Annotated in this window: 21 protein-coding genes; 7 read left to right on the top strand and 14 right to left on the bottom strand. The window is 66.8% G+C overall.

The features are described 5' to 3' along the window. Positions 1-36 precede the first annotated feature (36 nt). The 3 genes from J2W36_RS13060 to J2W36_RS13050 all read right to left on the bottom strand — a co-directional run bounded on the left by J2W36_RS13060 (position 37) and on the right by J2W36_RS13050 (position 2995). Positions 37-1461 carry an NAD(P)(+) transhydrogenase (Re/Si-specific) subunit beta gene (locus J2W36_RS13060; RefSeq protein WP_307690163.1) on the bottom strand — a complete coding sequence of 475 codons (1425 nt, stop codon included), beginning with the start codon at positions 1459-1461 and terminating at the stop codon, positions 37-39. Positions 1462-1522: 61 nt separating this feature from the next. Further along, entirely contained in the window at positions 1523-1861 is a 339-nt protein-coding gene (locus J2W36_RS13055) for an NAD(P) transhydrogenase subunit alpha part 2 (RefSeq protein WP_307690162.1), read from the bottom strand. 3 nt (positions 1862-1864) lie between these two features. Further along, the gene (locus J2W36_RS13050; protein ID WP_307690161.1) at positions 1865-2995 is read right to left on the bottom strand and encodes a Re/Si-specific NAD(P)(+) transhydrogenase subunit alpha; all 1131 of its coding nucleotides are present in this window, start codon (positions 2993-2995) and stop codon (positions 1865-1867) included. A gap of 292 nt (positions 2996-3287) precedes the next feature. Between J2W36_RS13050 and J2W36_RS13045 the strand changes: the two genes are divergently transcribed. Both J2W36_RS13045 and J2W36_RS13040 read left to right on the top strand, forming a co-directional pair. Continuing rightward, on the top strand, positions 3288-4019 hold the full coding sequence (locus tag J2W36_RS13045; RefSeq protein WP_307690160.1) for a response regulator transcription factor: 732 nt from the start codon (positions 3288-3290) through the stop codon (positions 4017-4019). A 35-nt stretch (positions 4020-4054) separates the two neighbouring features. Further along, positions 4055-4558 (top strand): NUDIX hydrolase, encoded by a 504-nt coding sequence (locus J2W36_RS13040; RefSeq protein WP_307690159.1) that lies wholly within the window; start codon positions 4055-4057, stop codon positions 4556-4558. A gap of 27 nt (positions 4559-4585) precedes the next feature. Here the strand turns inward: J2W36_RS13040 and mnmA are convergent, their stop codons facing one another. Beyond that, positions 4586-5704 (bottom strand): tRNA 2-thiouridine(34) synthase MnmA, encoded by a 1119-nt coding sequence (gene mnmA, locus J2W36_RS13035; RefSeq protein ID WP_307690158.1) that lies wholly within the window; start codon positions 5702-5704, stop codon positions 4586-4588. A 94-nt stretch (positions 5705-5798) separates the two neighbouring features. On the opposite strand from mnmA, the gene J2W36_RS13030 reads away from it, so the two are divergent. Then, positions 5799-6692 carry a LysR substrate-binding domain-containing protein gene (locus J2W36_RS13030; RefSeq protein ID WP_307690157.1) on the top strand — a complete coding sequence of 298 codons (894 nt, stop codon included), beginning with the start codon at positions 5799-5801 and terminating at the stop codon, positions 6690-6692. A gap of 103 nt (positions 6693-6795) precedes the next feature. Beyond that, positions 6796-7947 carry an alpha-hydroxy acid oxidase gene (locus J2W36_RS13025; RefSeq protein ID WP_307690156.1) on the top strand — a complete coding sequence of 384 codons (1152 nt, stop codon included), beginning with the start codon at positions 6796-6798 and terminating at the stop codon, positions 7945-7947. 22 nt (positions 7948-7969) lie between these two features. Here the strand turns inward: J2W36_RS13025 and aroQ are convergent, their stop codons facing one another. The 6 genes from aroQ to J2W36_RS12995 are packed head-to-tail and all read right to left on the bottom strand — an operon-like array spanning position 7970 to position 12312. Further along, the gene (gene aroQ, locus J2W36_RS13020; protein WP_307690155.1) at positions 7970-8413 is read right to left on the bottom strand and encodes a type II 3-dehydroquinate dehydratase; all 444 of its coding nucleotides are present in this window, start codon (positions 8411-8413) and stop codon (positions 7970-7972) included. Positions 8414-8436: 23 nt separating this feature from the next. Continuing rightward, positions 8437-9258: a shikimate dehydrogenase gene (gene aroE / locus J2W36_RS13015; RefSeq protein WP_307690154.1), complete on the bottom strand. Its 822-nt coding sequence runs from the start codon at positions 9256-9258 to the stop codon at positions 8437-8439. Positions 9259-9267: 9 nt separating this feature from the next. Continuing rightward, complete coding sequence (locus J2W36_RS13010; RefSeq protein WP_307690153.1) at positions 9268-10497, bottom strand: CaiB/BaiF CoA transferase family protein; 1230 nt, start codon at positions 10495-10497, stop codon at positions 9268-9270. Next, positions 10494-10946 (bottom strand): MaoC family dehydratase, encoded by a 453-nt coding sequence (locus tag J2W36_RS13005; RefSeq protein ID WP_307690257.1) that lies wholly within the window; start codon positions 10944-10946, stop codon positions 10494-10496. The genes J2W36_RS13010 and J2W36_RS13005 overlap by 4 nt, the downstream gene beginning before the upstream one ends. 56 nt (positions 10947-11002) lie before the next feature. After that, on the bottom strand, positions 11003-11386 hold the full coding sequence (locus tag J2W36_RS13000) for a VOC family protein (RefSeq protein ID WP_307690152.1): 384 nt from the start codon (positions 11384-11386) through the stop codon (positions 11003-11005). After that, a complete protein-coding gene (locus tag J2W36_RS12995; protein ID WP_307690151.1) occupies positions 11383-12312 on the bottom strand; it encodes a ketopantoate reductase family protein in 930 nt (309 codons plus the stop codon). Before J2W36_RS12995 ends, J2W36_RS13000 begins: the two co-directional genes overlap by 4 nt. Before the next feature lie 103 nt (positions 12313-12415). Here J2W36_RS12995 and J2W36_RS12990 point away from each other — a divergent pair, with 103 nt between their 5' ends. After that, on the top strand, positions 12416-13360 hold the full coding sequence (locus J2W36_RS12990; protein WP_307690150.1) for a LysR family transcriptional regulator: 945 nt from the start codon (positions 12416-12418) through the stop codon (positions 13358-13360). 161 nt (positions 13361-13521) lie between these two features. Further along, complete coding sequence (locus tag J2W36_RS12985; protein ID WP_307690149.1) at positions 13522-13884, top strand: copper-binding protein; 363 nt, start codon at positions 13522-13524, stop codon at positions 13882-13884. A gap of 177 nt (positions 13885-14061) precedes the next feature. Here J2W36_RS12985 and J2W36_RS12980 read toward each other — a convergent pair whose 3' ends face one another. The 4 genes from J2W36_RS12980 to ssb form a co-directional block, all read right to left on the bottom strand. Continuing rightward, positions 14062-15045, bottom strand: coding sequence for an LLM class flavin-dependent oxidoreductase (locus J2W36_RS12980; RefSeq protein WP_307690148.1), 984 nt, complete (start codon positions 15043-15045; stop codon positions 14062-14064). A 45-nt stretch (positions 15046-15090) separates the two neighbouring features. Continuing rightward, complete coding sequence (locus J2W36_RS12975) at positions 15091-16761, bottom strand: FxLYD domain-containing protein (protein ID WP_307690147.1); 1671 nt, start codon at positions 16759-16761, stop codon at positions 15091-15093. A 61-nt stretch (positions 16762-16822) separates the two neighbouring features. Then, positions 16823-19786, bottom strand: a complete 2964-nt coding sequence (locus J2W36_RS12970) for a tetratricopeptide repeat protein (protein ID WP_307690146.1) — start codon at positions 19784-19786, stop codon at positions 16823-16825. A 249-nt stretch (positions 19787-20035) separates the two neighbouring features. Continuing rightward, positions 20036-20596, bottom strand: a complete 561-nt coding sequence (gene ssb / locus J2W36_RS12965; protein ID WP_307690145.1) for a single-stranded DNA-binding protein — start codon at positions 20594-20596, stop codon at positions 20036-20038. 131 nt (positions 20597-20727) lie between these two features. On the opposite strand from ssb, the gene J2W36_RS12960 reads away from it, so the two are divergent. Beyond that, entirely contained in the window at positions 20728-22083 is a 1356-nt protein-coding gene (locus tag J2W36_RS12960) for a chloride channel protein (RefSeq protein ID WP_307690144.1), read from the top strand. Positions 22084-22108 lie beyond the last annotated feature (25 nt).

Below are 22108 nucleotides of genomic sequence, written 5' to 3'. Positions count from 1 at the left end.
GAGGCGCTCGCGGCCAAAGAACGGGAATGCACCATCCTATTCGATGGCCTTGCCCATGTCCTCGACCACCTTCTTCGCATCGCCGAAAACCATCATCGTCTTGTCCATGTAGAAGAGCTCGTTGTCCAGCCCCGCGTAGCCCGCCGCCATCGAGCGCTTGTTCACGATCACCGTCTTGGCCTTGTAGGCCTCCAGAATCGGCATGCCATAGATCGGGCTGCCCTTGGTGTGCGCCGCGGGGTTCACCACGTCGTTGGCGCCCAGGATGATGGCGACGTCGACCTGGCCGAATTCGCCGTTGATGTCTTCCATCTCGAACACCTGGTCGTAGGGCACTTCGGCCTCGGCCAGCAGCACGTTCATGTGGCCCGGCATGCGGCCGGCCACCGGATGGATGGCGTACTTCACCGTGATGCCCTTGTCCGTGAGCTTCTGGGCGAGTTCCTTGACCGCGTGCTGCGCCCGCGCCACCGCCAGGCCGTAGCCGGGCACGATCACCACCGTCTCGGCATTGCCCAGCACGAAGGCTGCGTCGTCGGCGCTGCCGGTCTTCACGCTGCGCTGCACCGCGCTCCCGGCGGCGGCGGCCGTCGCATCGCCACCGAAGCCGCCCAGGATCACGTTGAAGAACGAGCGGTTCATCGCCTTGCACATGATGTAGCTCAGGATCGCGCCCGAGCTGCCCACCAGCGAGCCGGCAATGATCAGCATCGCGTTGTTCAGGCTGAAGCCGATGCCCGCGGCCGCCCAGCCCGAGTAGCTGTTGAGCATCGACACCACCACCGGCATGTCGGCACCGCCGATCGGGATGATGAGCAGCACACCCAGCGCGAAACCCAACGCGATCACCAGCACGATGTCCAGCCAGCTCTGCGAATGCCAGAAGCCGAAGATGAAGAACGCCGCTGCCAGGCCAAGCACCGCGTTGAGCGCATGCTGGCCCTTGAACTGCACCGGCGCGCCCTGGAACAGACGGAACTTGTATTTGCCCGAGAGCTTGCCAAACGCGATGATCGAGCCGGTGAAGGTGACCGCACCGATGAAGGCACCCAGCGCCAGCTCGATGCGGTTGCCACCCGGAATCGGCTCGCCGTGCGCCGCGATGGCAAAGGCCCACGGCTCGGCCACGGCCGCCACCGCGATGAACACAGCAGCCAGGCCGATCATGCTGTGCATGAAGGCGACCAGCTCGGGCATCTTGGTCATTTCGACACGCTTGGCAGCGAGGGTGCCGCCGGTGCCGCCCACCAGCAGGCCGAGCAGCACCCAACCCATGCCGATGGCCTTGCCGCCGGAGAGCTCGACGATCAGCGCCGCCGTCGTGAGCACGGCGATGAGCATGCCCGCCATGCCGAAGGCGTTGCCGCGGATCGAGGTGGTCGGATGGCTCAGGCCCTTCAAGGCCTGAATGAAGCAGACCGAAGCCACCAGGTACAGCAGCGTGACGACGTTCATGCTCATTTGGAGACCTCCGTGCTGCGCACTGCGGTGCGAGCCTGCGCGGGGCGACCCGGCGCGGCGCTCATGCTGCATCTCCCCTGGCGCCGTCTGCCTTGGCGGGCGCGGCCTTGCGCTCCTTCTTGCGGAACATCTCCAGCATGCGCCGGGTGACCAGAAAGCCGCCGAAGACGTTGACCGCAGCCAGCGCCACGGCCAGCACGCCCATGGTCCGGCCCAGCGTGGTTTCGGTGAGTGCGGCAGCCAGCATGGCCCCCACGATCACGATGGCGGAAATGGCATTGGTCACGGCCATCAGCGGCGTGTGCAGCGCGGGCGTGACGGTCCAGACCACGTGGTAGCCCACGTAGATGGCCAGCACGAAGATGATCAGGTTGATGACGGTGTGGGAGACGGGATCCATGGCTTACTTCCTTGTGACCAGGCCGTCCTGCGTCATGCGGCAGGCGGCAACGATGTCGTCCTCGAGGTCGATCTTCAGACCGCCCTCCTTGGTGACGATGAGCTTGAGAAAGTCGAGCACATTGCGCGCATAGAGCGCCGAGGCGTCGGCTGCCACACGCGCCGGCAGGTTGGTCTCGCCCACGATCGTCACGCCATGCCGGACCACGGTGCGATCGGGCTCCGACAGCGGGCAGTTGCCGCCGACGCCACCCGGGCCCTTGCCCGCGGCGATGTCGACGATCACCGAGCCGGGCTTCATCGACTTGACCATGTCTTCGGTCACCAGCGTGGGTGCGGCGCGCCCCGGAATGAGCGCGGTGCTGATCACCACGTCGGCCAGCGCGACGCGCTTGGCCACCTCGACCTGCTGGCGCGCCAGCCAGCTCGCGGGCATCGGCTTGGCATAGCCGCCCACGCCCTGCGCGGCGTCCCTTTCCTCGTCGGTGTCGTAGGACACCTCGATGAACTTGCCGCCCAGCGACTCGACCTGCTCCTTGACGCTCGGGCGCACGTCGCTCGCCTCGATGACCGCGCCCAGGCGCTTGGCCGTCGCAATGGCCTGCAAACCCGCCACGCCGACGCCGAGCACCACCACGCGCGCCGCCTTGACCGTGCCGGCCGCCGTCATGAGCATCGGGAAAAAACGCTGATACAGGTCTGCGGCGATCATGACCGCCTTGTAGCCCGCGATGTTGGCCTGCGAACTCAGCACATCCATGCTCTGGGCACGGGTGGTGCGCGGCGCGGCTTCCAGCGCGAAGGCCGTGAGACCGGCGCTGGCCAGCCGCTGCAGGCCAGTTGCATCGAAAGGATTGAGCATGCCGACGACCACGGTGCCGGGCTGCATCAATGCGGCCTCGTTGTCGAAAGGCGTGCGCACTTTCAACACGATCTGCGCCGCACAGGCGCCCTGCAGGTCGGTGATGTGTGCGCCAGCGGCTTCATAGGCCGCATCGGTCAGGCTCGCGGCCAGGCCGGCACCGGACTGGACCCGCACCTCATGGCCCTGTGCCACGAGCTTCTTGACCGTCTCGGCCGTTGCGGCCACGCGGGTTTCGCCCACGGTGGTCTCGGCAGGCACGCCTATCAGCATAAAACTCTCCTCGGGACTGCAGTCGTTCTTGGATGTGTCGCGGCAGCTTAACTGAAGGCCCCAGGTTTGCACTTCGGGTCTCACCCGCAGTGGATACCGCCAACGTCACCTTCCGGACACGGACGCCGACGGCAACGGGCGTCCCGGATTCACAGTTGATAACGGTGTTGTTGCGGTTGTGTGACCTAGTTAACAGTCGCACTCACCGCCTCGCGCGACAAGCCTTTTTTTTTGTCGACGGATATCTAAACTGACGTCACACATAGATAAATAAAGCGAGTCTGGGAGGACTATGCGCATTGCTGCATTGGACGATGAGCCGAGTCGGCTGGAATTGATCCGGCACGCCATGGACCACCTTGGCCATGAGTTTCACCCCTTTCAGGAAAGCCGGCCGCTGCTGCGCGAATTGCGCGACCAGAACTACGACTTGCTGATCCTCGACTGGTCGCTGCCCGACCGGTATGGCCTCGCGATCCTGCGTTGGCTGCGCAAGGCGCTCCACAGCCGCATGCCGGTGCTGTTCATTGCCGATTGCTGCACGGAAGAGGACATCGTCGAGGGCCTGAGCGCTGGTGCCGACGAGTTCGTGGGCAAGCCGGTTCGCGCGGGCGAATTGGCAGCCCGCGTCCTTGCGCTGCTCAGACGCGCCTACCCGGCACAGCACGAGACCGAACTGGTGTTCGGGGTGTACCGCTTCTCGCCCCAAGTCTGTGCGCTCGAGCTCCGCGGACAGCCCATCGATCTCAAGCATCGGGAATACGAGCTTGCCATGTTCCTGTTCCAGAACATGGGACGCCTGTTGTCTCGTGAGCGCCTGCGCGAGGCGGTATGGGGCAATAAGCCGGCCAAGCCTTCGCGCTCCCTCGACACGCACATCTCTCGGCTGCGCTCCAAGCTCGATCTGTGCCCCGCCAACGGCTTCCTGTTGTCGGCAATCTACGGGCTCGGCTACCGGCTGGAATCGATGGACGACGACCTGATGCGCATCTGGCAGTTCTCAGGGGTCCAGCGCACCGTGTGAGCACACGGGCCCGCGTCAGCGCTACAGTCAGGACCATGACACGCTGGAAACCGCATGTGACCGTCGCCGCCATCATCGAGCGCGACGGCCGCTTCCTGCTGATCGAGGAGGAAACCTCCGACGGCCTGCGCCTGAACACGCCGGCAGGCCACCTCGATCCGGGCGAATCGCCGGCCGAGGGCTGCGCACGCGAGGCGCTGGAGGAGACGGCCCATCACTTCACGCCCACTGCGTTGATTGGCGTGTACATGACGCGATTCCAGCGGCCCCGCAGCCCACCGGCAGAACAGGACGTGACCTACCTTCGCTTTGCCTTCAGCGGCACGCTGGGTGCGCACGAGGCCGGCCGTGCGCTGGACACGGGCATCGTACGCACGCTGTGGATGACGCCCGATGAAGTGCGCGACAGCGTGGCGCGGCATCGCAGCCCGCTGGTGCTCAAGTGCATCGAAGACCACCTCGCAGGCGCGCGCCACCCGCTGTCGATGATCCATCTCGACGTCTCGGTGTCGCAGCCGGCAGGGCCACCGTCGGCCTGAGCCTGCGGCTGGCCGGTCTTCAAGACTTCAAGCCGCGGGTGTCGCGCTCGCGATGACCCCGCCGCCCAGGCAGACCTCACCGTCGTACAGCACCGCCGACTGGCCGGGGGTGACGGCCCATTGCGCGTTGGCAAAGGACAGCCGGAACGCAGCGCCCGCGCCCGCCGACAGAATGCACGGCGCATCGACCTGCCGGTAGCGCGACTTGGCGCCGTAGGCGCCCGGTGCTGGCGCCTCGCCGGCGGTCCAGCTCACGTCGTCGGCTTCAAGTTCCGCCGACAGCAGCCACGGATGGTCGTGCCCCTGCACCACCCACAGCGTGTTGGTCGCCATCTCCTTGCGCGCCACGAACCACGGCGAATGGTCGCCCGCGCCCCGCTGCGCGCCGCGCGCCTTCACGCCGCCGATGCCCAGGCCCTGACGCTGGCCGAGCGTGTAGAAACTCAGACCCTGGTGCTCGCCCAGCGTGCGGCCACGCTCGTCCTTGATCGGGCCGGGTTCCTTGGAGATGTAGCGGTTGAGGAACTCGCGGAACGGCCGCTCACCGATGAAGCAGATGCCGGTCGAGTCCTTCTTCTTCGCATTCGGCAGGCCGATCTCGTCGGCGATGCGGCGCACCTCGGTCTTGTGCAGCTCGCCGACCGGAAACAGCGTCTTCGACAGCTGTGCCTGGTTCAGGCGGTGCAGGAAGTAGCTCTGGTCCTTGGCGGGGTCCAGTCCCTTGAGCAGCTCGTGCCGCTGCGCGCCCTCGTTCAAGCGCACCCGGGCATAGTGACCGGTGGCGATCTTCTCGGCGCCCAGGCGCATCGCATGGTCGAGGAAGGCCTTGAACTTGATCTCGGCGTTGCACAGCACGTCGGGGTTGGGCGTGCGGCCAGCCTGGTATTCGCGCAGGAACTCGGCGAAGACGCGGTCCTTGTAGTCGGCCGCGAAGTTGACGTGCTCGATCTCGATGCCCAGCACGTCAGCCACGCTGGCCGCGTCGATGAAATCGATGTTCGAGCTGCAGTACTCACTGTCGTCGTCGTCTTCCCAGTTCTTCATGAAGATGCCGACCACCTCGTGGCCCTGCTGTTTCAACAGGTGCGCGGTCACGGCGGAATCGACACCGCCGCTCAAGCCCACCACGATGCGCTGTTTTGCCATAGGGGCGCTATTGTCCCCGCACTGGCCATCCGGCGCCCGGCTACGGGCAATGCGGGATGCCGCAGGCGCGGCGCTGCGGCCACAATCGGCTGCCATGTCCGCGCCGCGCATCCCGCCCATCCAGAACCTGCTCGCTTTCGAGGCGCTCGCGCGCCTGCGCAGCGTGACCCAGGCCGCCGAGGAACTGAACGTGACGCCCAGTGCGGTCAGCCACCGCATCCGGCAACTGGAAGCGCTGCTCGGCTTCAAGGCCTTCGCACGCGGCGACTTCAGCCTGAGCAGCGACGGCAGCGCCTACCTGGCGCGCGTGCGCGAGGCGCTCGCCGCGCTGCAGCAGGTGCCCGGACGCGGTGCCACCACACCCAGTCCGGCGGCCACCCGCCTGCGCCTGGCTGTCACACCCACCTTCTCGCGCCAGCTGCTGCTGCCGCGCCTGGCGCTCTTTCGGCACGCCTACCCGGACATCGAACTCACGCTGCAGCTCGGGCTGCCCACGCACCATGCGCCACTGGAAGACGCGGACATCGAACTGCGTTTCGGCAATGCGCCCTTTGCCGATCGCGAATCGATGCACCTGCTGTCCGACGAGGTCTGTCCCGTTTGCAGCCCCGACTACCTGCGGGAACTCGGCCCGCTGGATGGCTTCGCCACCGACGCGGCGGTGGCGCGCGCCCACCTGATCCGCTCGCCGCTGGAGCCTTGGCGCACGTGGTTCCAGGCCTGCGGCATCGGCCTGCCCGAGCCAAGCGCGGGCACTCAATTCGACGATCTGGGCCTGGTGCTCGACGCCGCCGTCGCCGGTTTCGGCGTGGCCCTGATGCGCCTGAAACTGGGCCATGCGTGGCTCGACAGCGGCCGCCTGGTGCGCCTGTCGCGCGACAGCGTGAAATCGCCCTACGACTACTTCCTGTGCTGGAAGCCCGGCACGCTGGAGCGCTGGGAATGCGCGGCCTTCGTCGACTGGGTGCGCCACGCCCTGCGGGACTGACCCGCGCAGCGGCCAGTCCGGGCACGCGCATGAAAAAGCTTCACGCGCCCTGGCAACAGATTTCATGCCCGCTGCACAGGGATCGCCCGCAGAATCCATTCCCATGACCGTCATCACCACCATCGAGGACCTGCGCGTCCTGGCCGAAAAGCGCGTGCCGCGCATGTTCTACGACTACGCCGACTCCGGCTCATGGACCGAGAGCACCTACCGCGCCAACAGCGACGACTTCAAGAAGATCAAGCTGCGCCAGCGCGTGGCGGTGAACATGGAAGGCCGCTCGCTGGCCACCACGATGGTGGGCCAGGCGGTGAAGATGCCGGTGTCCATCGCCCCGGTGGGCCTGACCGGCATGCAGCACGCCGACGGCGAGATCCACGCCGCGCGCGCGGCCGAGAAGTTCGGCATCCCGTTCACGCTCTCGACCATGAGCATCTGCTCGATCGAGGACATTGCGGCGAACACCACGGCGCCCTTCTGGTTCCAGCTCTACATGATGCGCGACCGCGAATCGATGGCCCGCATGATCGAGCGCGCCCGCGCCGCCAAGTGCAGCGCGCTGGTGCTCACGCTCGACCTGCAGGTGATCGGCCAGCGCCACAAGGACCTGAAGAACGGCCTGACCGCGCCGCCGCGGCCGACCATCCGGAATCTCCTCAACCTCGCCACCAAGCCTGGCTGGTGCATGGGCATGCTCGGCACGAAGCGCCACACCTTCGGCAACCTGGTCGGCCACGTCAAGGGCGTGAGCGACATGAAGTCGCTGTCAGCCTGGACCAACGAGCAGTTCGACCCGACGCTGTCGTGGGCCGACATCGCGTGGGTAAAACAGCAATGGGGCGGCAAGCTGATCCTCAAAGGGATCATGGTGGAAGAAGACGCGCGGCTGGCGGTCGATGTGGGCGCCGACGCCATCGTCGTGAGCAACCACGGCGGCCGCCAGCTCGACGGCGCGCCGTCGAGCATCGAGGCGCTGCCGCCGATCGTCGATGCGGTGGGCGACAAGCTCGAAGTCTGGATGGACGGCGGCATCCGCAGCGGCCAGGACGTGCTCAAGGCCTGGGCGCTCGGCGCCCGCGGCACCATGATCGGCCGGGCGATGGCCTACGGCCTGGGTGCGATGGGCGAAGCCGGCGTGACCAAAGCGCTGCAGCTCATCCACAAGGAACTGGACGTGACCATGGCCTTCTGCGGGCACACGGACATCCGGAATGTCGACAAACGGATCCTGCTGCCGGGGACGTTTCCGGCCTGATGGGTCTCGTTCGCTGGCGCTTTCAGAACGTGTGCGCAGCGGCCGATACCGCAGCACGCAGACCGAGCAGGTAGCTGTCGACGCCAAATCCGCAAATCTGTCCCTTCACGATCTCCGCGAACACCGAGTGATGGCGGAATGCCTCTCGCGCATGGATGTTCGACATGTGCAGTTCGACGACCGGCACCGTCAGGATGGCCAACGCATCGCGGATGCCGTAGCTGTAATGCGTCCAGGCGCCGGCGTTGATGAGCACGGCATCCACGCCATCGACGAAGCCTTGGTGGATGCGCTCGCACATCGCGCCTTCGCAATTGGTCTGGAAGCTTTCGACCTCGGCGCCGAGTTCCTTGCCGAGCGCCTGCAATTGCGCGTCGATCTCGGCCAAGGTCACCGTGCCGTATTGCTTCGGGTCGCGCTTGCCGAACATGTTGTGGTTGATGCCATGCAACATGAGGATTTCCATGGTGTTGTCTGCCTCTCGCTGCGTCAGACCAGGGGGATGGTCATGCGGTCGATGACGGCACGCGTGTCGGGCCGCACGCCGCGCCACCACAGGAAGGCTTCGGCCGCCTGTTCCACGAGCATGCCGACGCCGTCGGCCAGCTTCGGCACTCCGGCGTTCTGCGCCAAGCGCAGAAAGGGCGTCAACCCCTTGCCATAGGCGAGCTCGTAGGCCAGTCGCGCGCCCTGCAGCGTCTCGGCGGGCAGAGGCGGCAGCTCCCCCTTGAGGCTGGCCGACGTGCCATTGATGACGATGTCGAATCGCTCTCCGGCCAGATCGTCGTAGCCACAGCCCTGCATGTCGCCGTGCCCGGCGAACTGCCTTGCAAGGTCGATGGCCTTTGTCTCCGTGCGGTTCGCCACGACCACCAACTTCGGTTGTTGCGCCAGAAAGGGCAGCAGTGCGCCGCGCACCGCGCCGCCAGCGCCGATCACCAGCATGCGCGAGCCCTTGAGCAAGAAGCCCAGGTTGCGCTGGATGTCGTTGGTCAAACCGACGCCGTCGAAATTGTCCGCCATGATGCGGTCGCCCTCGAACTTGAGCGCATTGGTGGCCCCGGCGAGCTCGGCGCGTTCGAGCCGTTCGGTGGCCAGCGCGTAGGCCTGCAGCTTGAAGGGGGCCGTGACGTTCATGCCTCGCCCGCCTGCCTTGCGGAAGGCGTGCACGTCGTCGGAAAAACGGTCGAGCGAGCCCTCGATGGCCTGGTAATCGATGTCCTGCCCGGTCGCTTCGGCGAAGCTGCCGTGGATCATCGGCGACTTCGTGTGTCCTATCGGATTGCCGATCACGGCGTACTTGTCGGTCATCACGTCTCCTTACTTGCTGTAGAGCACGCCGTCGGCCTGCATGTCGGCGATCTGCGCGGCGTCGAAGCCGAGGCTCGCCGCGATTTCCGCGTTGTGCTCGCCCAGTTCCGGCGCCACCTGCGCGATCGAGGTGTCGCACCCCGACATGCGGAAGGGCAAGTTCGGCAGGCTGATTTTTCCGAGCACCGGGTGGTCCTGCTCGATCACCATGCCGCGCGCGCGAATCTGAGGATCGGCCAGCACCTCGTCGATGCGTTGAACCTTGGCCGCAGGCACATCGATGCCGTCCAGCATCTTCAGCACCTGGGCAACCGGCTGCGCTGCAACCCACGGCTTCACCACCCCGAGGATCTCCGTGCGATGGGCATTGCGCCCGGCCGAAGCGTGGAACCGCGTGTCGCCGCCGAAGCCTGCAGGGCCCCCATTGTTTTCGACCAGCGCGGCAAATCGCTTCCACGCGTCGTCCACCTGTGCGGCGATGACAAGGTCACCGTCCTGTGCGCGGAACACGCCGTAGAGCGTGGAATTGGGCATGTCGTGCCCGGTCTGCACCGGCACTTCCTGTCCGTTGGACAGCGTGTAGCACTGCACCGCGTACTCGTGCATCGACACCAGCGTGTCGTACAGCGCCATGTCGATGTGCTGCCCGCGGCCAGACTTCACGCGTCCCAGCAGGGCTGCATTGATCGCGGCGACCGCATGGATGCCGGTGTACATGTCGCCCAGCGAGATGCGCAGGAGCGGCGGCGCCTCACCCGGGTTGCCGACCATCTGCATGATGCCGCTCTTGGCCTCGGCGATGAGACCGAAGCCGGCGCGGTGCGAGTCGGGGCCGGTGTGGCCGTAGGCCGAGATCGAGCAGTACACGAGTCCGGGGTTGGTTTCGGCGAGTTCGGCATAGCCCAGGCCGAGCTTGTCGAGCGCGCCGGGGCGGTAGTTCTCGACGAACACGTCGGCGCTGTCGACCAGCTTCTTCATCAATGCGCGGCCGCGCGGGTCCTTCGTGTTGACGCTGAGCCCTTTCTTGCCCATGTTCTGCTGCAGGAAATAGCCGCTGTGTTCGCCCACAAACCACGCATGCTGACGCCCCGCATCGCCCGTGCCGGGGCGCTCGACCTTGATGACTTCCGCACCGAGTGCGGCGAGGCAGCGCCCGACATAGGGTCCGGCCAGGAAGTGGCTGTAGTCGATGACGCGGAAGCCGGCCAGCGGCAGCGCTTGTTTCGGTGACGTGCTCATGATGGCTTCCTCGGCACCATCACGCGGTGCTCGCCCTGTTGCACAACCTCGTCACGCTGGTTGATGAGCTCGGACGGCAGCACGAGGATGCCCCAGCCGGGCTTGCTCTTCGATTCGCGCTTGCTGCCGACGTGGAACTTCACACGCACCGTGTCGCCGAGCTTGATGGGGGCGACGAAGCGCCATTCCCAGCCAAGCGACATGCCCGGCATGAAGCGCATGTCGCTTTTCGTCTTGAGTCCGTCGGCCACCGACAGACCGAACAACCCGTGCGCCACGCGGGTGCCGAACGGTGTGGTGCGTGCATAGGCTTCGTCCGTGTGAACGGGGGTGTGGTCGCCGGTGAGGTCGGCATAGGCCATCACGCGGGCCTCCGTCACTTCGTAGGGCGGGCTGATGCATTCCTGGCCGACGACGGCGTCGTCCCAGTATTGGTCTTCAATGGTCAAGGTGGTCATGGGGTGTCTCTCTTTGGATGAAGTGGGTGGCGGCTCTTCACGGCTCTTCAGGCGCGAGGATCGATGGCCAGAGCGCGCGCCACGGCGCCCTCGCTGGCCTGGATGAATTCGACGGCCAGGCCGTCCGGCAGGCGCAGCCAGTTGCGGCCCTGGGGCATTTCGGTCACGCCGAAAGCCTGTGCCGCGGCCAGAGCGGCCTCGAGGTCTTCGCACATCACGCCGAGGTGGCCGAGGCGACCCTCAGGCCCTGCGTGGTCCGGCTTGGCCATGAACTGCATGCCGCCGAGGGTCCAGTACTGGACCGGCTCTTCGAGCGTGCCCTGTACCTCGCGCATCGTCATACCGCAGACGTCGTGGAAGAACCTGATGTGCCAATGGATGTCCTTCACCCAGATGGCGACGTGTTCCACATAGGCGCGCGGCGTGCTCATTTCGCCTCCAGCCGGCGTTCGATGCCCTTGATGGCGGCCACCAGCGTCTGGTTCACCGGCGTCGGCACGTTGTGCGCGAGCCCGGCGCGCACCACCGAGCCGTTGATGAAATCGATCTCGGTGATGGAACCCTTCTCCAGGCTCTGCAGCATGGAGGTCTTGAACTCGTAGGGCAGGCCTTCGGCGGCCATCACCCAGGCATCGCGCGCCGCCTTGATCGACAGCTTCACGCCGATCGCCTGTGCGACGGCCATCGCTTCAGTCACGGCCGCGATGGCCGTGGCCTCGATCTCGGGCACCGCGTAGAGGCTGCCGTACACCTGGCCCGTGATGCCGCTCAGCGCCCCGGTCGAGACGTTGATGAGCAGCTTGTCCCACATCACGCCCAAAATGTTGTCGCTGACTTCGCAAGGCAGCCCGGCACGATCGAACTCGGCCGCGATGGCCCTGGCGCGTTCGCTCACGTGGCCGTCGAGTTCGCCGATCACCGTGCGCTTGCCACGCGTGCCGGCAATGATGTGGCCCGGACCGAGCAACACGCCGCCAACGTAGGTCTTGCCGGCCAGCACATGCCCACGGCCAGCGACGTCAGCCAGGATCTCCTCGTGGCCCATGCCGTTCTGCAGCGACATCAGCGCGGTGTCAGGGCCGATGATCGGCAAGGCGCCTTCGATGGCCGAGCGGGTGTGGAACGACTTGACCAGCACGATCACCAGGTCGGCTGGCGCCAGCCCCTCCACGCTGGTCGATGCGCGCACCTTGACGCGGCGTTCCAAGTCGCCGTACTTCATGAGGAGGCCGTCGCGGTTGATGGCGTCGACGTGCGCCTGAAACGGATCAATGAGCGTGACGTCCGACCCGCCCGCCGCAAGGGTGCCGCCGATGGCACAGCCGAGGGCGCCGGCGCCCAGGAAATAGATTTTCATAGCCTGTCTCTCGAAGGTGTGTCCCGAAGGAATGCCTTGACGATAGGTGTCGATGAACATCTCGTCCATGACATAGGGTGAATGGTCTACATTCCGTTTTGACATGAATGCCGACGACGACAACCTCGATGCGAGCGCGGGCTTGCTCAGCCTCAAGCTGCTGCGCCTGTTCGACCTGATCTACACCACGCAGAGCGTGACGCGTGCGGCCGAGCAGCTCGGTCAGAGCCAGCCAACCGTGAGCAACTGGCTGGGCCGGCTGCGCAAGCAGCTTGGCGACGAGCTGTTCGTGCGGACTGCGGCAGGCATGCAGCCGACGCCGCGCGCGGAAGAACTGATCGTTCCGGCGCGCGAGGCACTCGCGGCGTTGCGTCGTGTGGCCGCGCCATCCGAAGCGTTCGACCCGTCGAGCTCCACGCGGCGCTTCCGTATCTGCATGACAGATGCGAGCCACATCACGCTGCTGCCGCAACTGCTCGCGCACGTCCGCGCCGTCGGGCCCGGCATCCGCCTGGAGGCTGCACGCATCGATGGGCAAACTGGACAGGCGCTGCAAACGGGCCAAGCCGACCTTGCGATTGGACTGGTGCCATGGCTCGAGTCAGGCTTCTATCAACAGGTGCTGTTTCCGCAAGACTGGGTGTGCCTGGTCAATGCCCGACACCCGAGAATTACCGCAAAAGGCATGGGCCTGCGCGACTTCAAGGCCGAAGCACACATCGGCATCGTCGGCGGGACGGGTGTTCAGTTGTTGGAGGCGGCGCTGCTGCGGCAACGCGTCAAACGGCGCATTTTGCTGGAGCTACCCGGCTTCCTGGGACTGGCTGCGATCGTGTCGACCACCGACCTCGTGGCCACCGTGCCGCGCCAGATCGGCGAGACACTGGCCCGCACCAACGGGCTCGCTGTCTTTGATTGCCCTGTGCCTGTGCCCCCCTTCACCGTCAAGCAGCACTGGCATACCCGCTACAACCAGGAGCCGGCGAATCGCTGGTTGCGTGGCTTGTGTGAGCGGCTTTTTGCCAAGAAATTGAACGCGCGTAAATAGAGAATCGAGCCTGTCGAAGACCCCGCTGAATTCAACGCAAAGCGGGTTCAGACTTCGCTCCCCTGTTCAGAGCCGACCATTCGTCAATGCGGCAGAATCTCGACGAGCCACTTTCCATGCCCGCCACGGCTGCCAGACGGTCGGCCCTTTGGAGACAGCGCGTGAACAGACTCCGCACCGCCGCGACCTGTGCCTTTGCCCTCATCGCAATGGCCAGCGCACAGGCCCAAACCGCCAACCCGGCACCGTCGGAAACTCCAGCCACCGCCACGGTATTCACACGCGCACGCGTCGTATCCTTGCACGTGGAGATCGATGACAAGTCCTATGTCCGGCTGAAGCTTCTGCCACGCGCGAAGATCCCATTCATGACACAGACGTTCAGGGTCAAGGATCGCTCGCTGCTGGACGGCGTTGCCGAGGGTGCGTGGGTCAAGTTCACCTCGCGCCACGTCGATTCAGAGAATGTCCTGACGGAGATTCACGTGGTGCCCGAATGCGTGCGCTTCCAGCGATGCGACTGACGCGGCCCATCGCTGTGCGCGTGGGTGGCAGCCTCCCAAAAAGACGTGCGATGAAATCGGCTCGCGCGCTCGAAACCTCTAGGGCGTGCACCCCTTTGAGACGACGGACACAGCATTCGACCAAATCACCCGCCACTTCGTCGCGCCCCTGGCGCAAGAAAGCTACAACGTCGTCCGTCACGCCACCTTGAGCGACGCCACGATCTCGTAAGACCGCAGCCGCGCCGCATGGTCGTGCACCTGCGAGGTGATCATCAGTTCGTCGGCGCCGGTGCGCTCGATGAAGGCGGCCAGACCGGCGCGCACCGTCTCGGGCGAGCCCACGGCCGAGCAGGACAGCACCGAGTCGAGCAGCGCGCGCTCCGACGGGCCGACGTTGGCGTAGTAATCCTTCACCGGCGGTGGCAACCGGCCCGGGCGGCCACTGCGCAGGTTCACGAAGGCCTGCTGCCACGAGCTGGCGCGAAAGACCGCTTCCTCGTCGGTTTCGGCCGCAAAGGCATTGAAGCCCAGCATCACGTACGGCTTGGCAAGTTGGGCAGAGGGCTTGAAGGTCTCGCGGTAGATGCGAATGGCCTGCATCATCTGCTGTGGCGCGAAGTGCGACGCGAAGGCGTAAGGCAGGCCGAGGTGCGCCGCCAGTTGCGCGCCGAAGGTGCTGGAGCCGAGGATCCAGACCGGCACCTCGAGCCCGCGGCCTGGCACGGCCATCACTGGCTGGCGCGGCGACTTGCTCATGAAATCCATCAGCTCGACCACGTCCTGCGGGAACTGGTCGGAGTCAGACTCGAGGTTGCGCCGCAGCGCCTGTGCGGTGCGCTGGTCGGAGCCCGGCGCGCGGCCCAGGCCAAGGTCGATGCGGCCGGGGTAGAGCGATTCGAGCGTGCCGAACTGCTCGGCGATCACCAGCGGCGAATGGTTGGGCAACATCACGCCGCCCGCGCCGATGCGGATGGTCGAGGTGCCTGCGCCGACGTAGGCCAGCAGCACCGCGGTCGCCGCACTGGCGATGCCCGGCATGCCGTGGTGCTCGGCCAGCCAGTAGCGGCGGTAGCCGAACTTTTCGCCGTGCTGCGCGAGCGCCAGCGAGTTTTTGAACGACTGCGCGGCATCGCTGCCTTCGCAGATCGGGGACAGGTCGAGGATGGAGAACGCGGTCATGATGGCCCCATGATCGCGCGATCGGGTCATCCTTGCTTGCGCAGGCTAATCCCCGGTCTGGTAGACCGTGTCGACCGTCGCGAAGTCGCGCCCCTGTTGCTCGATGCGCACTTCGAACGGCACGCTGTCACCGGGTGCGATCGCCGTCAGGTTGTCCACCGACTTGAAGCCGGTGAGCTGGCCCTGGCGGTCGCGAAGGCTCACCCACACACGCGGCTTGCGAACGATGCCCGTCCCGGGGTTCTTCACGCTGCCCTTGACCGTGACCGCCTTGTAGACAAAGCGCTGGCTGAAGTTGAGCAGCACGCTCCCCAGCTCGGCCTTGGTGCCCTCCACCCGCACTTCCAGTGGCACGCGCGGCCCCGGCAGCGCGGCCTTGCGCAGCGGCTTCCACTCGACACGCGTCTGCGTGATGCGGTCGGCGCGGCGCGGGTCCACCTGCACCGGAAAGCGCTCGCCGGGGTACAGGTAGGCCAGGCCGTCGAGACGCGTGGTGCCGTCGAGTTCGTTCCCGTCGAAGCGCGAGATCACTGCTGACGGCGTGACGGCGATCACGTCCTTGCTGCGGTTCACCAGCTCGGTCATGTAGGTGCGCTGGCGGATCGTGTTGAGGCCCGGAATAAGCGGCAGCAGCTCGAGCTGCGCCAGGTCGAAGCGCTCGCTGTCGTCGGCCAGCAGGTCCTCCGTGCTCATCCGCAGGTCGGGATTGAAGGCTTCGGGGCCACTGGCCGTGCGAACGGTGCGTTGCGCGCTGCGCACCGCTGCACGCGAGCCGTCCCCCGCCGTCACGCTGTAACCGATGCGGTAGTCCCATGCCGCGACCGGCACCGACGATCCGCCGAAGCGGACCAGGCGCACTTCCGTCGACGAACGCTCGCCCGGCTTGAGCTCGGAGGCCTGCGCATAGCCCTGGCCGAAGCCGATCACCGCGCCGCGGTCGTCGTAGAGCGTGACCAGGACCTGCGCGCCAGCGATCGTCACGCCTTCGCGCGTGTTGACCAGTCGCCCGACCAGGCGAAGATCGTTGGGCCCCTGCTGCACCAGCCGCACGCGGGAGAAGGCCAACGACGGTCCTTCCACGCTGCCGCGGGGCTCGGAGAGACGCTTGACTGTCAATTCCTGGCGCGTCACGCGGCCCTCACCGCGGGGCAGGTCGAGCAGCACGGCTGCCGACTCGCCAGGCATGAGCAGATCGACCGGCAGGGTCTCGCTGTCGCTGCCCAGCTTGGTCTCGCCGTCGTAGAAGGTCGCTTCCAGGCCGGGCCGCTCCAGCACCTTGCCGGTTTCATTGCGTGCCACGACCAGCAGCTTGGCGCTTTGCGAACCGCCCGTCAGCACTTCGCGCACATCGACGAGCTTGAGCAGGTCGACCGGGATCGGCTTGTCGACGATGGCCATCGGACTGGGGCGGTTCCCCCGACGGTTTCCGACGAAGCTGCTCAACGCGAGCGTGAGGATCACGAAGCACGCGATGCCGCCCAGCACGAGGGCTGCTGTGCGAATGGCCTGCTTCTGGCGCGCACCCTGCTCCGCATTCAGGCGTTGGGCCGCCGCGTCCTTGACCTGGTCGAGCACGCGATCGAGTCGGTCCGAGACGTCGTCCTCCACCACGGAGACCGAGCCGCAGTGCGCACAGACGTACTGATTGAGACCCGTGCGTTGCAGCATGCCGCTGCCGCATTCGGCGCATTTCAGGGTTTGGAGGTTGATGGTCATGGATGACGCTGGCAAGTGTTCATTCGTTGGGCCAGTGGCCGATGGCCTGCTGGGCGCGTCGTCATGGCTGCCGGCGCTTGCCGAACCAGCGGCCGAGCGCGTGCGCGGCCTTGCCGAGCGGCGTGGCGACAGGTGCGAGCAGGCGGTATTCCGCCTGCAGTTCGCTGCGCTGGGCGTCGGTCAATGCGGTGGGCGGCAGCGCCAACAGCGCCTGCAGCATCTCGGCCTGGCGCGCCACCTGTCCGGTCTTGCCGTAGGTGCGCGCCATGCCGATGCGCACCTTGACGCATTGCGCTGCGATGGCCACGTCGGTTTCCTCGCCGCAGGCCTGCAACAGCGCCTGGCTGCAGGCCAGGGCCTCGTCGTAGCGGCCGGCGCTGCGCAGACGAAAACTCCGGTTGGCCGCCGACTTGGCGCCTTCGAGCCGGATGGCGGCCTCCCGCGCATTCAGGCAGGTGTCCATCACGTGCTGGTAGATCGCCAACGCCGTTTTGAGGTCGGTGTCGGAAAGCGTCAGTGCCTTGCAGTACCGCGCGCTGGCCACGCGCTGGCGCAGGTAAGGCACACTGGAATCACGCCAGCGCGCGATGATCAGGTCGTAGGTCTGCAGTTCTTCCTCGCGTCGGCCCAGCGCGTCGAGCTGTACCGCACGGTTCGACATGGCGAGCGCCACGTCCTCCTCGGCCGAGGTCGACAGCTCGTCGCCATAGCGTGCGATGACCTCGTCGTTCACCGCCAGCGCCGCCTCCCTCTGGGACAGTCGCGACAGGCTGTAGGCCTTGCGCACCATGGCGTCCAGGCACTGGCGCCGCAATTCGGGGTGCAGCGACTCAACGTGCGCACCGAGCACCTCGTCATAGCAGGCGATGGCTTCGCGTTCCTTGCCCGCGACGGACAGCACGCGACCGCGCTCGATGGTCGCCTGAATGGCGTCGCGCTGGGCCAGCGACAGGTCTTCGCAGTGGTCGCCGTAGCTCACCGCCACACCTTGGCGCTGCAGCCGGTTCAGGCAGGTCAGGCGGCTGGCCCCCGCCCGAGCCAGCGTGTCCCGCATCTCGGCGCTGGTGGCATGGGCAAAGCGCGCGACCAGCGCGTCGTACAACGGCAGCGCCTCGGCATCGCGGTCCAGCAGCATCATCAGCACATAGGCCTGATTGAGATAGGCGCTGGCCGTGATGGTCTCGATCGACGCACTGGTATCGGCGGCAAAGCGTTGCAGGTAATCGGCATAGGTGTCGATGGCCCGCTGGAAGTGCAGGTGTTCCCGCCAGTCCACTGCCAGCGCGTACAGCGCGTGGGCCACGATCGCCCGGATGTCCGGCGACGCATCGGCGGCGAACCGCCGGGTCAGTGCCTCGACCGCCTCGGCCCGCTGCAGCTCGGCAGGCGTGACTTCCACGGCGATGGCAGCGCCCGTCTCGTCCTTGCCACTCTGCTGCGGATGCGCGGGGGGTGCCTGGTCTTTCCAGAGATCGACGCGCAGGTCCATGGCAAGCGCCACGGCCTTGCGCAAGTCGGCGTCGGCATCTGCATCGGCGCCGAGATCGGGCGCAATGGCATCGAGCACCGCCAGCGCACCGGCGAAATCCCGGGTGCCGCGCAGCAACCGCGCATGCTCGATGCGGCCCTCGATCACCTGGCGCTGGACCGACGGGTCGTGCGATGCGCCATGGCGTGCGTCCAACGCGATCAGCGCGGCCCGTGCCTCCTCCGTGCGGCCGAGCACGCGCAGGCACCACGCCTGCAGGCGCCGCGCGCGTGCCAGCGGCGGCTGCAGGCGCTCGGCCTGCGCGCTGGCGAAACGGTCCAGGAGCCGGCTGCAGCCGGACAGCGTCTGCCTCGGATCGTCGAGCGCGAGCAAGCGGTCGAGCATGGCCAGCACCACCTGCTGCTGAACCTGCGCGTCGGGATGGTCGGCATAGCGGGCCCATTGCTGCTCGGTCAACGCATCGGCCATCGCATGGTCGTCGTTATCTGTGTCAGCGTCGCGCTCAAGGGCACGTTCGCGCAGCACGCCGGCTTTCAGTCGCAGCGCCTGGTTCACGCAGCGCAATACGACCGTGTCGGTGCTGTGTTCATGGGCGTGCAGCAGCGCATCGCACGCATCGATGACCCGCGCGTCGGCATCGATGCCGTCCATGTCGCCGTCGCCCTCCAGCCGGATGCGCTGCAGTTCGTAGGCCTGGTCCATGTGCGCGAGTGCGAGCGTCTGGCGCACGCCGGAATGTTGCGCATCCGCGAAGCTGTCGATCAGCGCCTGGAGCGCAACGCGGGCTTCGTCGGTGCGCCCGCGTTCCTGCAGAAGACGCGCCTTGGCGTGCAGCGCGTCGGCAGCCTGCTCCTGCAGTGCCGGATCGGGCGTGGATTGCAGATCGGCATGCAGCGAGGTGTAGGCCGCCAATGCGTCCTCGTCGTGATCGAGCCGGGACAGCAGGCGGGCCTGCCAGGCGCGCGTGCGCGCCACGACCAGCCGGATGGCAGGCGCCTCGTCGCCGCCGAAGCGCTCGATCAGGCGCTGGCAATGCCGCACCATGTCCACCCGCGCAAAGACTGCGCCCAGGCTGGCACGCAGCCGGGCCTCTTCGAGGCCGGCGCTGGCGACCCATTGCCGCAACGCGGGTCGCTGGGCATCGCCAAAGCGCTGCTGAACGTCCTGCAGCAACGCGAGTGCGGCATCGTGGTGGCCACTGCCGCCCAGCGCCATGGCCTTTTCGCACATCGCTCGCGCGATCCAGGGCCATGCCGCAGGCGCTGCGACCTCCATCACGGGATCGATGGGATTGCGGGGACGGGGCTCGAAATGCGCACACAACGCGTCCGCCACCGCCACGACGTCGTCGGGACGATCCAGTGCGCCCAGCGCATCGATCTGCGACAACCAGGCCGACGCCAGATGCTCCTGCAGTTCCAGCGACGCACCAGCACCCGCGCCGGTCAATGGCAGCAACCGTTCCACAACGGCCTGGCCCTCGGCGAGTACCGCCTCGGCGCGCGTCGCGTCGAGGGGAGGTGGCGCCGCGGTCACACGGATGCCCGCGAGAGGCCGCCGCGGCGCTTCGTGCGGCCGCGTTCCTTGTGCTGACGAGCTGTCTCCATGATCCCATGCTCCAAAGCAAGCCGTGCAACGGCGACCCCGCGCATTCTTGCAGCAGCGGCAGGCTTGGCTTGTCAGCCAGTCGCGCTTTCTGCGCGCAGGACAAGGGGGCGCCGCGCCCAAAAAAAACGGGCGCGTCCGTGAAGACGAGCCCGTGGGAGACCGACGCGGCCTGATGGATCAGAACGGAATATCGTCGTCCATGTCGTCGAAGCCCGACGACGATTTGGCCGGGGCGGGCGCAGGGCGCGCAGCGGGTGCGCGCGGCGCGGCCGGGGCGGCCGCACGGGGTGCATAGCCACCGCCACCGCCGCCTTCGTTGCGGCCACCGCCGTAACCACCGCCGCCACCTTGCGAATAGCCGCCATCGTCGTCACCGCCGCCCGACGACGGGCCGCCCATGCCCTGGCGGCTGCCCAGCATCTGCATCTGGTCGACGCGGATGTCGGTCGCGTACTTTTCCACGCCGTCCTTGTCGTTGTACTTGCGGGTGCGGATCTGGCCTTCGACGTAGATCTGCGAGCCCTTGCGCAGGTACTGCGCAGCGATTTCGGCCAGCCGGCCGTTGAACACGAGGCGGTGCCATTCGGTGGCTTCGCGCATTTCGCCGCTCTGCTTGTCTTTCCACTTGTCGGTGGTGGCCAGGGTCGCATTGCAGACCTGGTCGCCGCTCGGGAAGGTGCGTGTTTCGGGATCACGGCCGAGATTGCCGACGAGGATGACTTTGTTGACCGATGCCATGTGCACTGCCCCTGATGAAGGATGAAAGGAGAAGGAAACCGGCGATTATCCATGCTCGGCCCCTCGCCTGCGGCCTGCCGATGCCGCAGCGCGCCAGTCGGCGTGAAGGAAGCGTCAGAATCCGTCACAGGATGAATCACGAGCCCAATTTCTTCGATAACCTGCGCGCCGAGCTCTCCAGCTGGCGCCTGTGGATGGACCGGGCGATCGTGCTGGGCTATGCCGTGGCGGCCGGGCTGTTCGTGGTCGGCTTCACCATTGCGGCCGAGTGGGCTTTCGGGCTGTTCGAGCGGCTGCATCACACAGCGCCCTGGGCGATCCTGCTGTGGACACCCGCCGTGACGGCCGGCATCGTCTGGGTGACCCGGCGCTGGTTCCCCGGTGCGGCCGGCTCGGGAATCCCGCAGATCAAGGCGGCACTCGACCCGGCGCTGCCGCCCGAGCAACGCGGCCTCTTCGCCTCGCTGCGGCTGACGGTCGCCAAGATCGGATTGGGCGTCGCCGGCTTTGCGGCCGGGCTTTCGATCGGCCGCGAGGGGCCGTCGGTGCAGGTGGCCGCCGGCGTGATGCAGCATGCGCGGCGCTGGCTGTCGCCCCAGAGCACCATCGACACCCGCGCCTTGCTGGTGGCGGGCGGGGCGGCCGGCATCGCCGCGGCCTTCAACGCCCCGCTGGCCGGCGTGGTGTTCGCCATCGAGGAGCTGTCGGGACGGCTGGAGGCACGCGCGAGTGGCGTGATCATCACCGGCATCGTGCTGGCGGGCCTGGTGGCGGTGTCGGCCTTCGGCAACCTCAGCTACTTCGGGATCATCCGCGTGCCGCAGCTCGGCTGGCGCCTGCTGGGTCCGGGGATGGCCGTGGCCCTGGTCAGCGGCGCGGCGGGCGGGCTTTTCGCGCGGCTCATGATCGCCTCGCTCACCGGCGCGCCCGAGCGCCTGAACCGGTGGCGGGCACGGGCGCCGGTGCGTTTTGCCGCCGCGGGCGGCTTGCTGGTGGCGGTGATCGGGCTGGTGACGGGCGGCGTCACCTTCGGCGCCGGTTCGGAGGCCGTCAAGCAGATGCTGGCGGGCCACGACGAGCTGACACCGCTCTACACGCTGCTCAAATTCATCGCTACCTGGATCACGGCCTGGTGCGGCGTGCCGGGTGGCATCTTCGCCCCTTCGCTGTCGATCGGCGCGGGCATCGGCGACGGCATTGCGCAGCTCGCCGGTGCCGACCTCGGGCCGGCCCTCATCGCCATGGGCATGGCGGGTTTCCTGGCCGCCGTGACGCAGGCGCCGCTGACGGCGTTCATCATCGTGATGGAGATGGTCGACGGCCATTCGATGGTGCTCAGCCTGATGGCATGCGCCATGCTCGCGAGCCTGGTCTCGCGCATGATCAGCCGGCCACTGTACGAGACGCTGGCCGAGCACATGCTGCGCGGCGCCATCGGCACGCCCGGGCCGGGCACGGCGGCAAAGGATCCACCCGTCGAGCGCTGAAATCCGCGGGGGTCTATCATGTCCG

The organism is Variovorax ginsengisoli (genome assembly GCF_030811835.1).
GTDB lineage: Bacteria > Pseudomonadota > Gammaproteobacteria > Burkholderiales > Burkholderiaceae_C > Variovorax > Variovorax ginsengisoli_C.
Note: the sequence above shows the minus strand (reverse complement) of the source record. Positions and strands in the feature narration are given on the sequence as shown.

Bases quoted from the DNA above. Each gene is read 5' to 3' on its own strand.
- J2W36_RS12980 (WP_307690148.1), bottom strand. From the start codon at position 15,045: ATGACCGCGTTCTCCATCCTCGACCTGTCCCCGATCTGCGAAGGCAGC.
- aroE (WP_307690154.1), bottom strand. From the start codon at position 9,258: ATGACCGACAAGTACGCCGTGATCGGCAATCCGATAGGACACACGAAG.
- J2W36_RS13055 (WP_307690162.1), bottom strand. From the start codon at position 1,861: ATGGATCCCGTCTCCCACACCGTCATCAACCTGATCATCTTCGTGCTG.
- J2W36_RS12960 (WP_307690144.1), top strand. From the start codon at position 20,728: ATGAATCACGAGCCCAATTTCTTCGATAACCTGCGCGCCGAGCTCTCC.
- J2W36_RS12995 (WP_307690151.1), bottom strand. From the start codon at position 12,312: ATGAAAATCTATTTCCTGGGCGCCGGCGCCCTCGGCTGTGCCATCGGC.
- J2W36_RS13025 (WP_307690156.1), top strand. From the start codon at position 6,796: ATGACCGTCATCACCACCATCGAGGACCTGCGCGTCCTGGCCGAAAAG.
- J2W36_RS13010 (WP_307690153.1), bottom strand. From the start codon at position 10,497: ATGAGCACGTCACCGAAACAAGCGCTGCCGCTGGCCGGCTTCCGCGTC.
- J2W36_RS12990 (WP_307690150.1), top strand. From the start codon at position 12,416: ATGAATGCCGACGACGACAACCTCGATGCGAGCGCGGGCTTGCTCAGC.
- aroQ (WP_307690155.1), bottom strand. From the start codon at position 8,413: ATGGAAATCCTCATGTTGCATGGCATCAACCACAACATGTTCGGCAAG.
- J2W36_RS12975 (WP_307690147.1), bottom strand. From the start codon at position 16,761: ATGACCATCAACCTCCAAACCCTGAAATGCGCCGAATGCGGCAGCGGC.
- J2W36_RS13045 (WP_307690160.1), top strand. From the start codon at position 3,288: ATGCGCATTGCTGCATTGGACGATGAGCCGAGTCGGCTGGAATTGATC.
- J2W36_RS13040 (WP_307690159.1), top strand. From the start codon at position 4,055: ATGACACGCTGGAAACCGCATGTGACCGTCGCCGCCATCATCGAGCGC.
- J2W36_RS13000 (WP_307690152.1), bottom strand. From the start codon at position 11,386: ATGAGCACGCCGCGCGCCTATGTGGAACACGTCGCCATCTGGGTGAAG.
- ssb (WP_307690145.1), bottom strand. From the start codon at position 20,596: ATGGCATCGGTCAACAAAGTCATCCTCGTCGGCAATCTCGGCCGTGAT.
- J2W36_RS13060 (WP_307690163.1), bottom strand. From the start codon at position 1,461: ATGAGCATGAACGTCGTCACGCTGCTGTACCTGGTGGCTTCGGTCTGC.
- mnmA (WP_307690158.1), bottom strand. From the start codon at position 5,704: ATGGCAAAACAGCGCATCGTGGTGGGCTTGAGCGGCGGTGTCGATTCC.
- J2W36_RS13030 (WP_307690157.1), top strand. From the start codon at position 5,799: ATGTCCGCGCCGCGCATCCCGCCCATCCAGAACCTGCTCGCTTTCGAG.
- J2W36_RS13050 (WP_307690161.1), bottom strand. From the start codon at position 2,995: ATGCTGATAGGCGTGCCTGCCGAGACCACCGTGGGCGAAACCCGCGTG.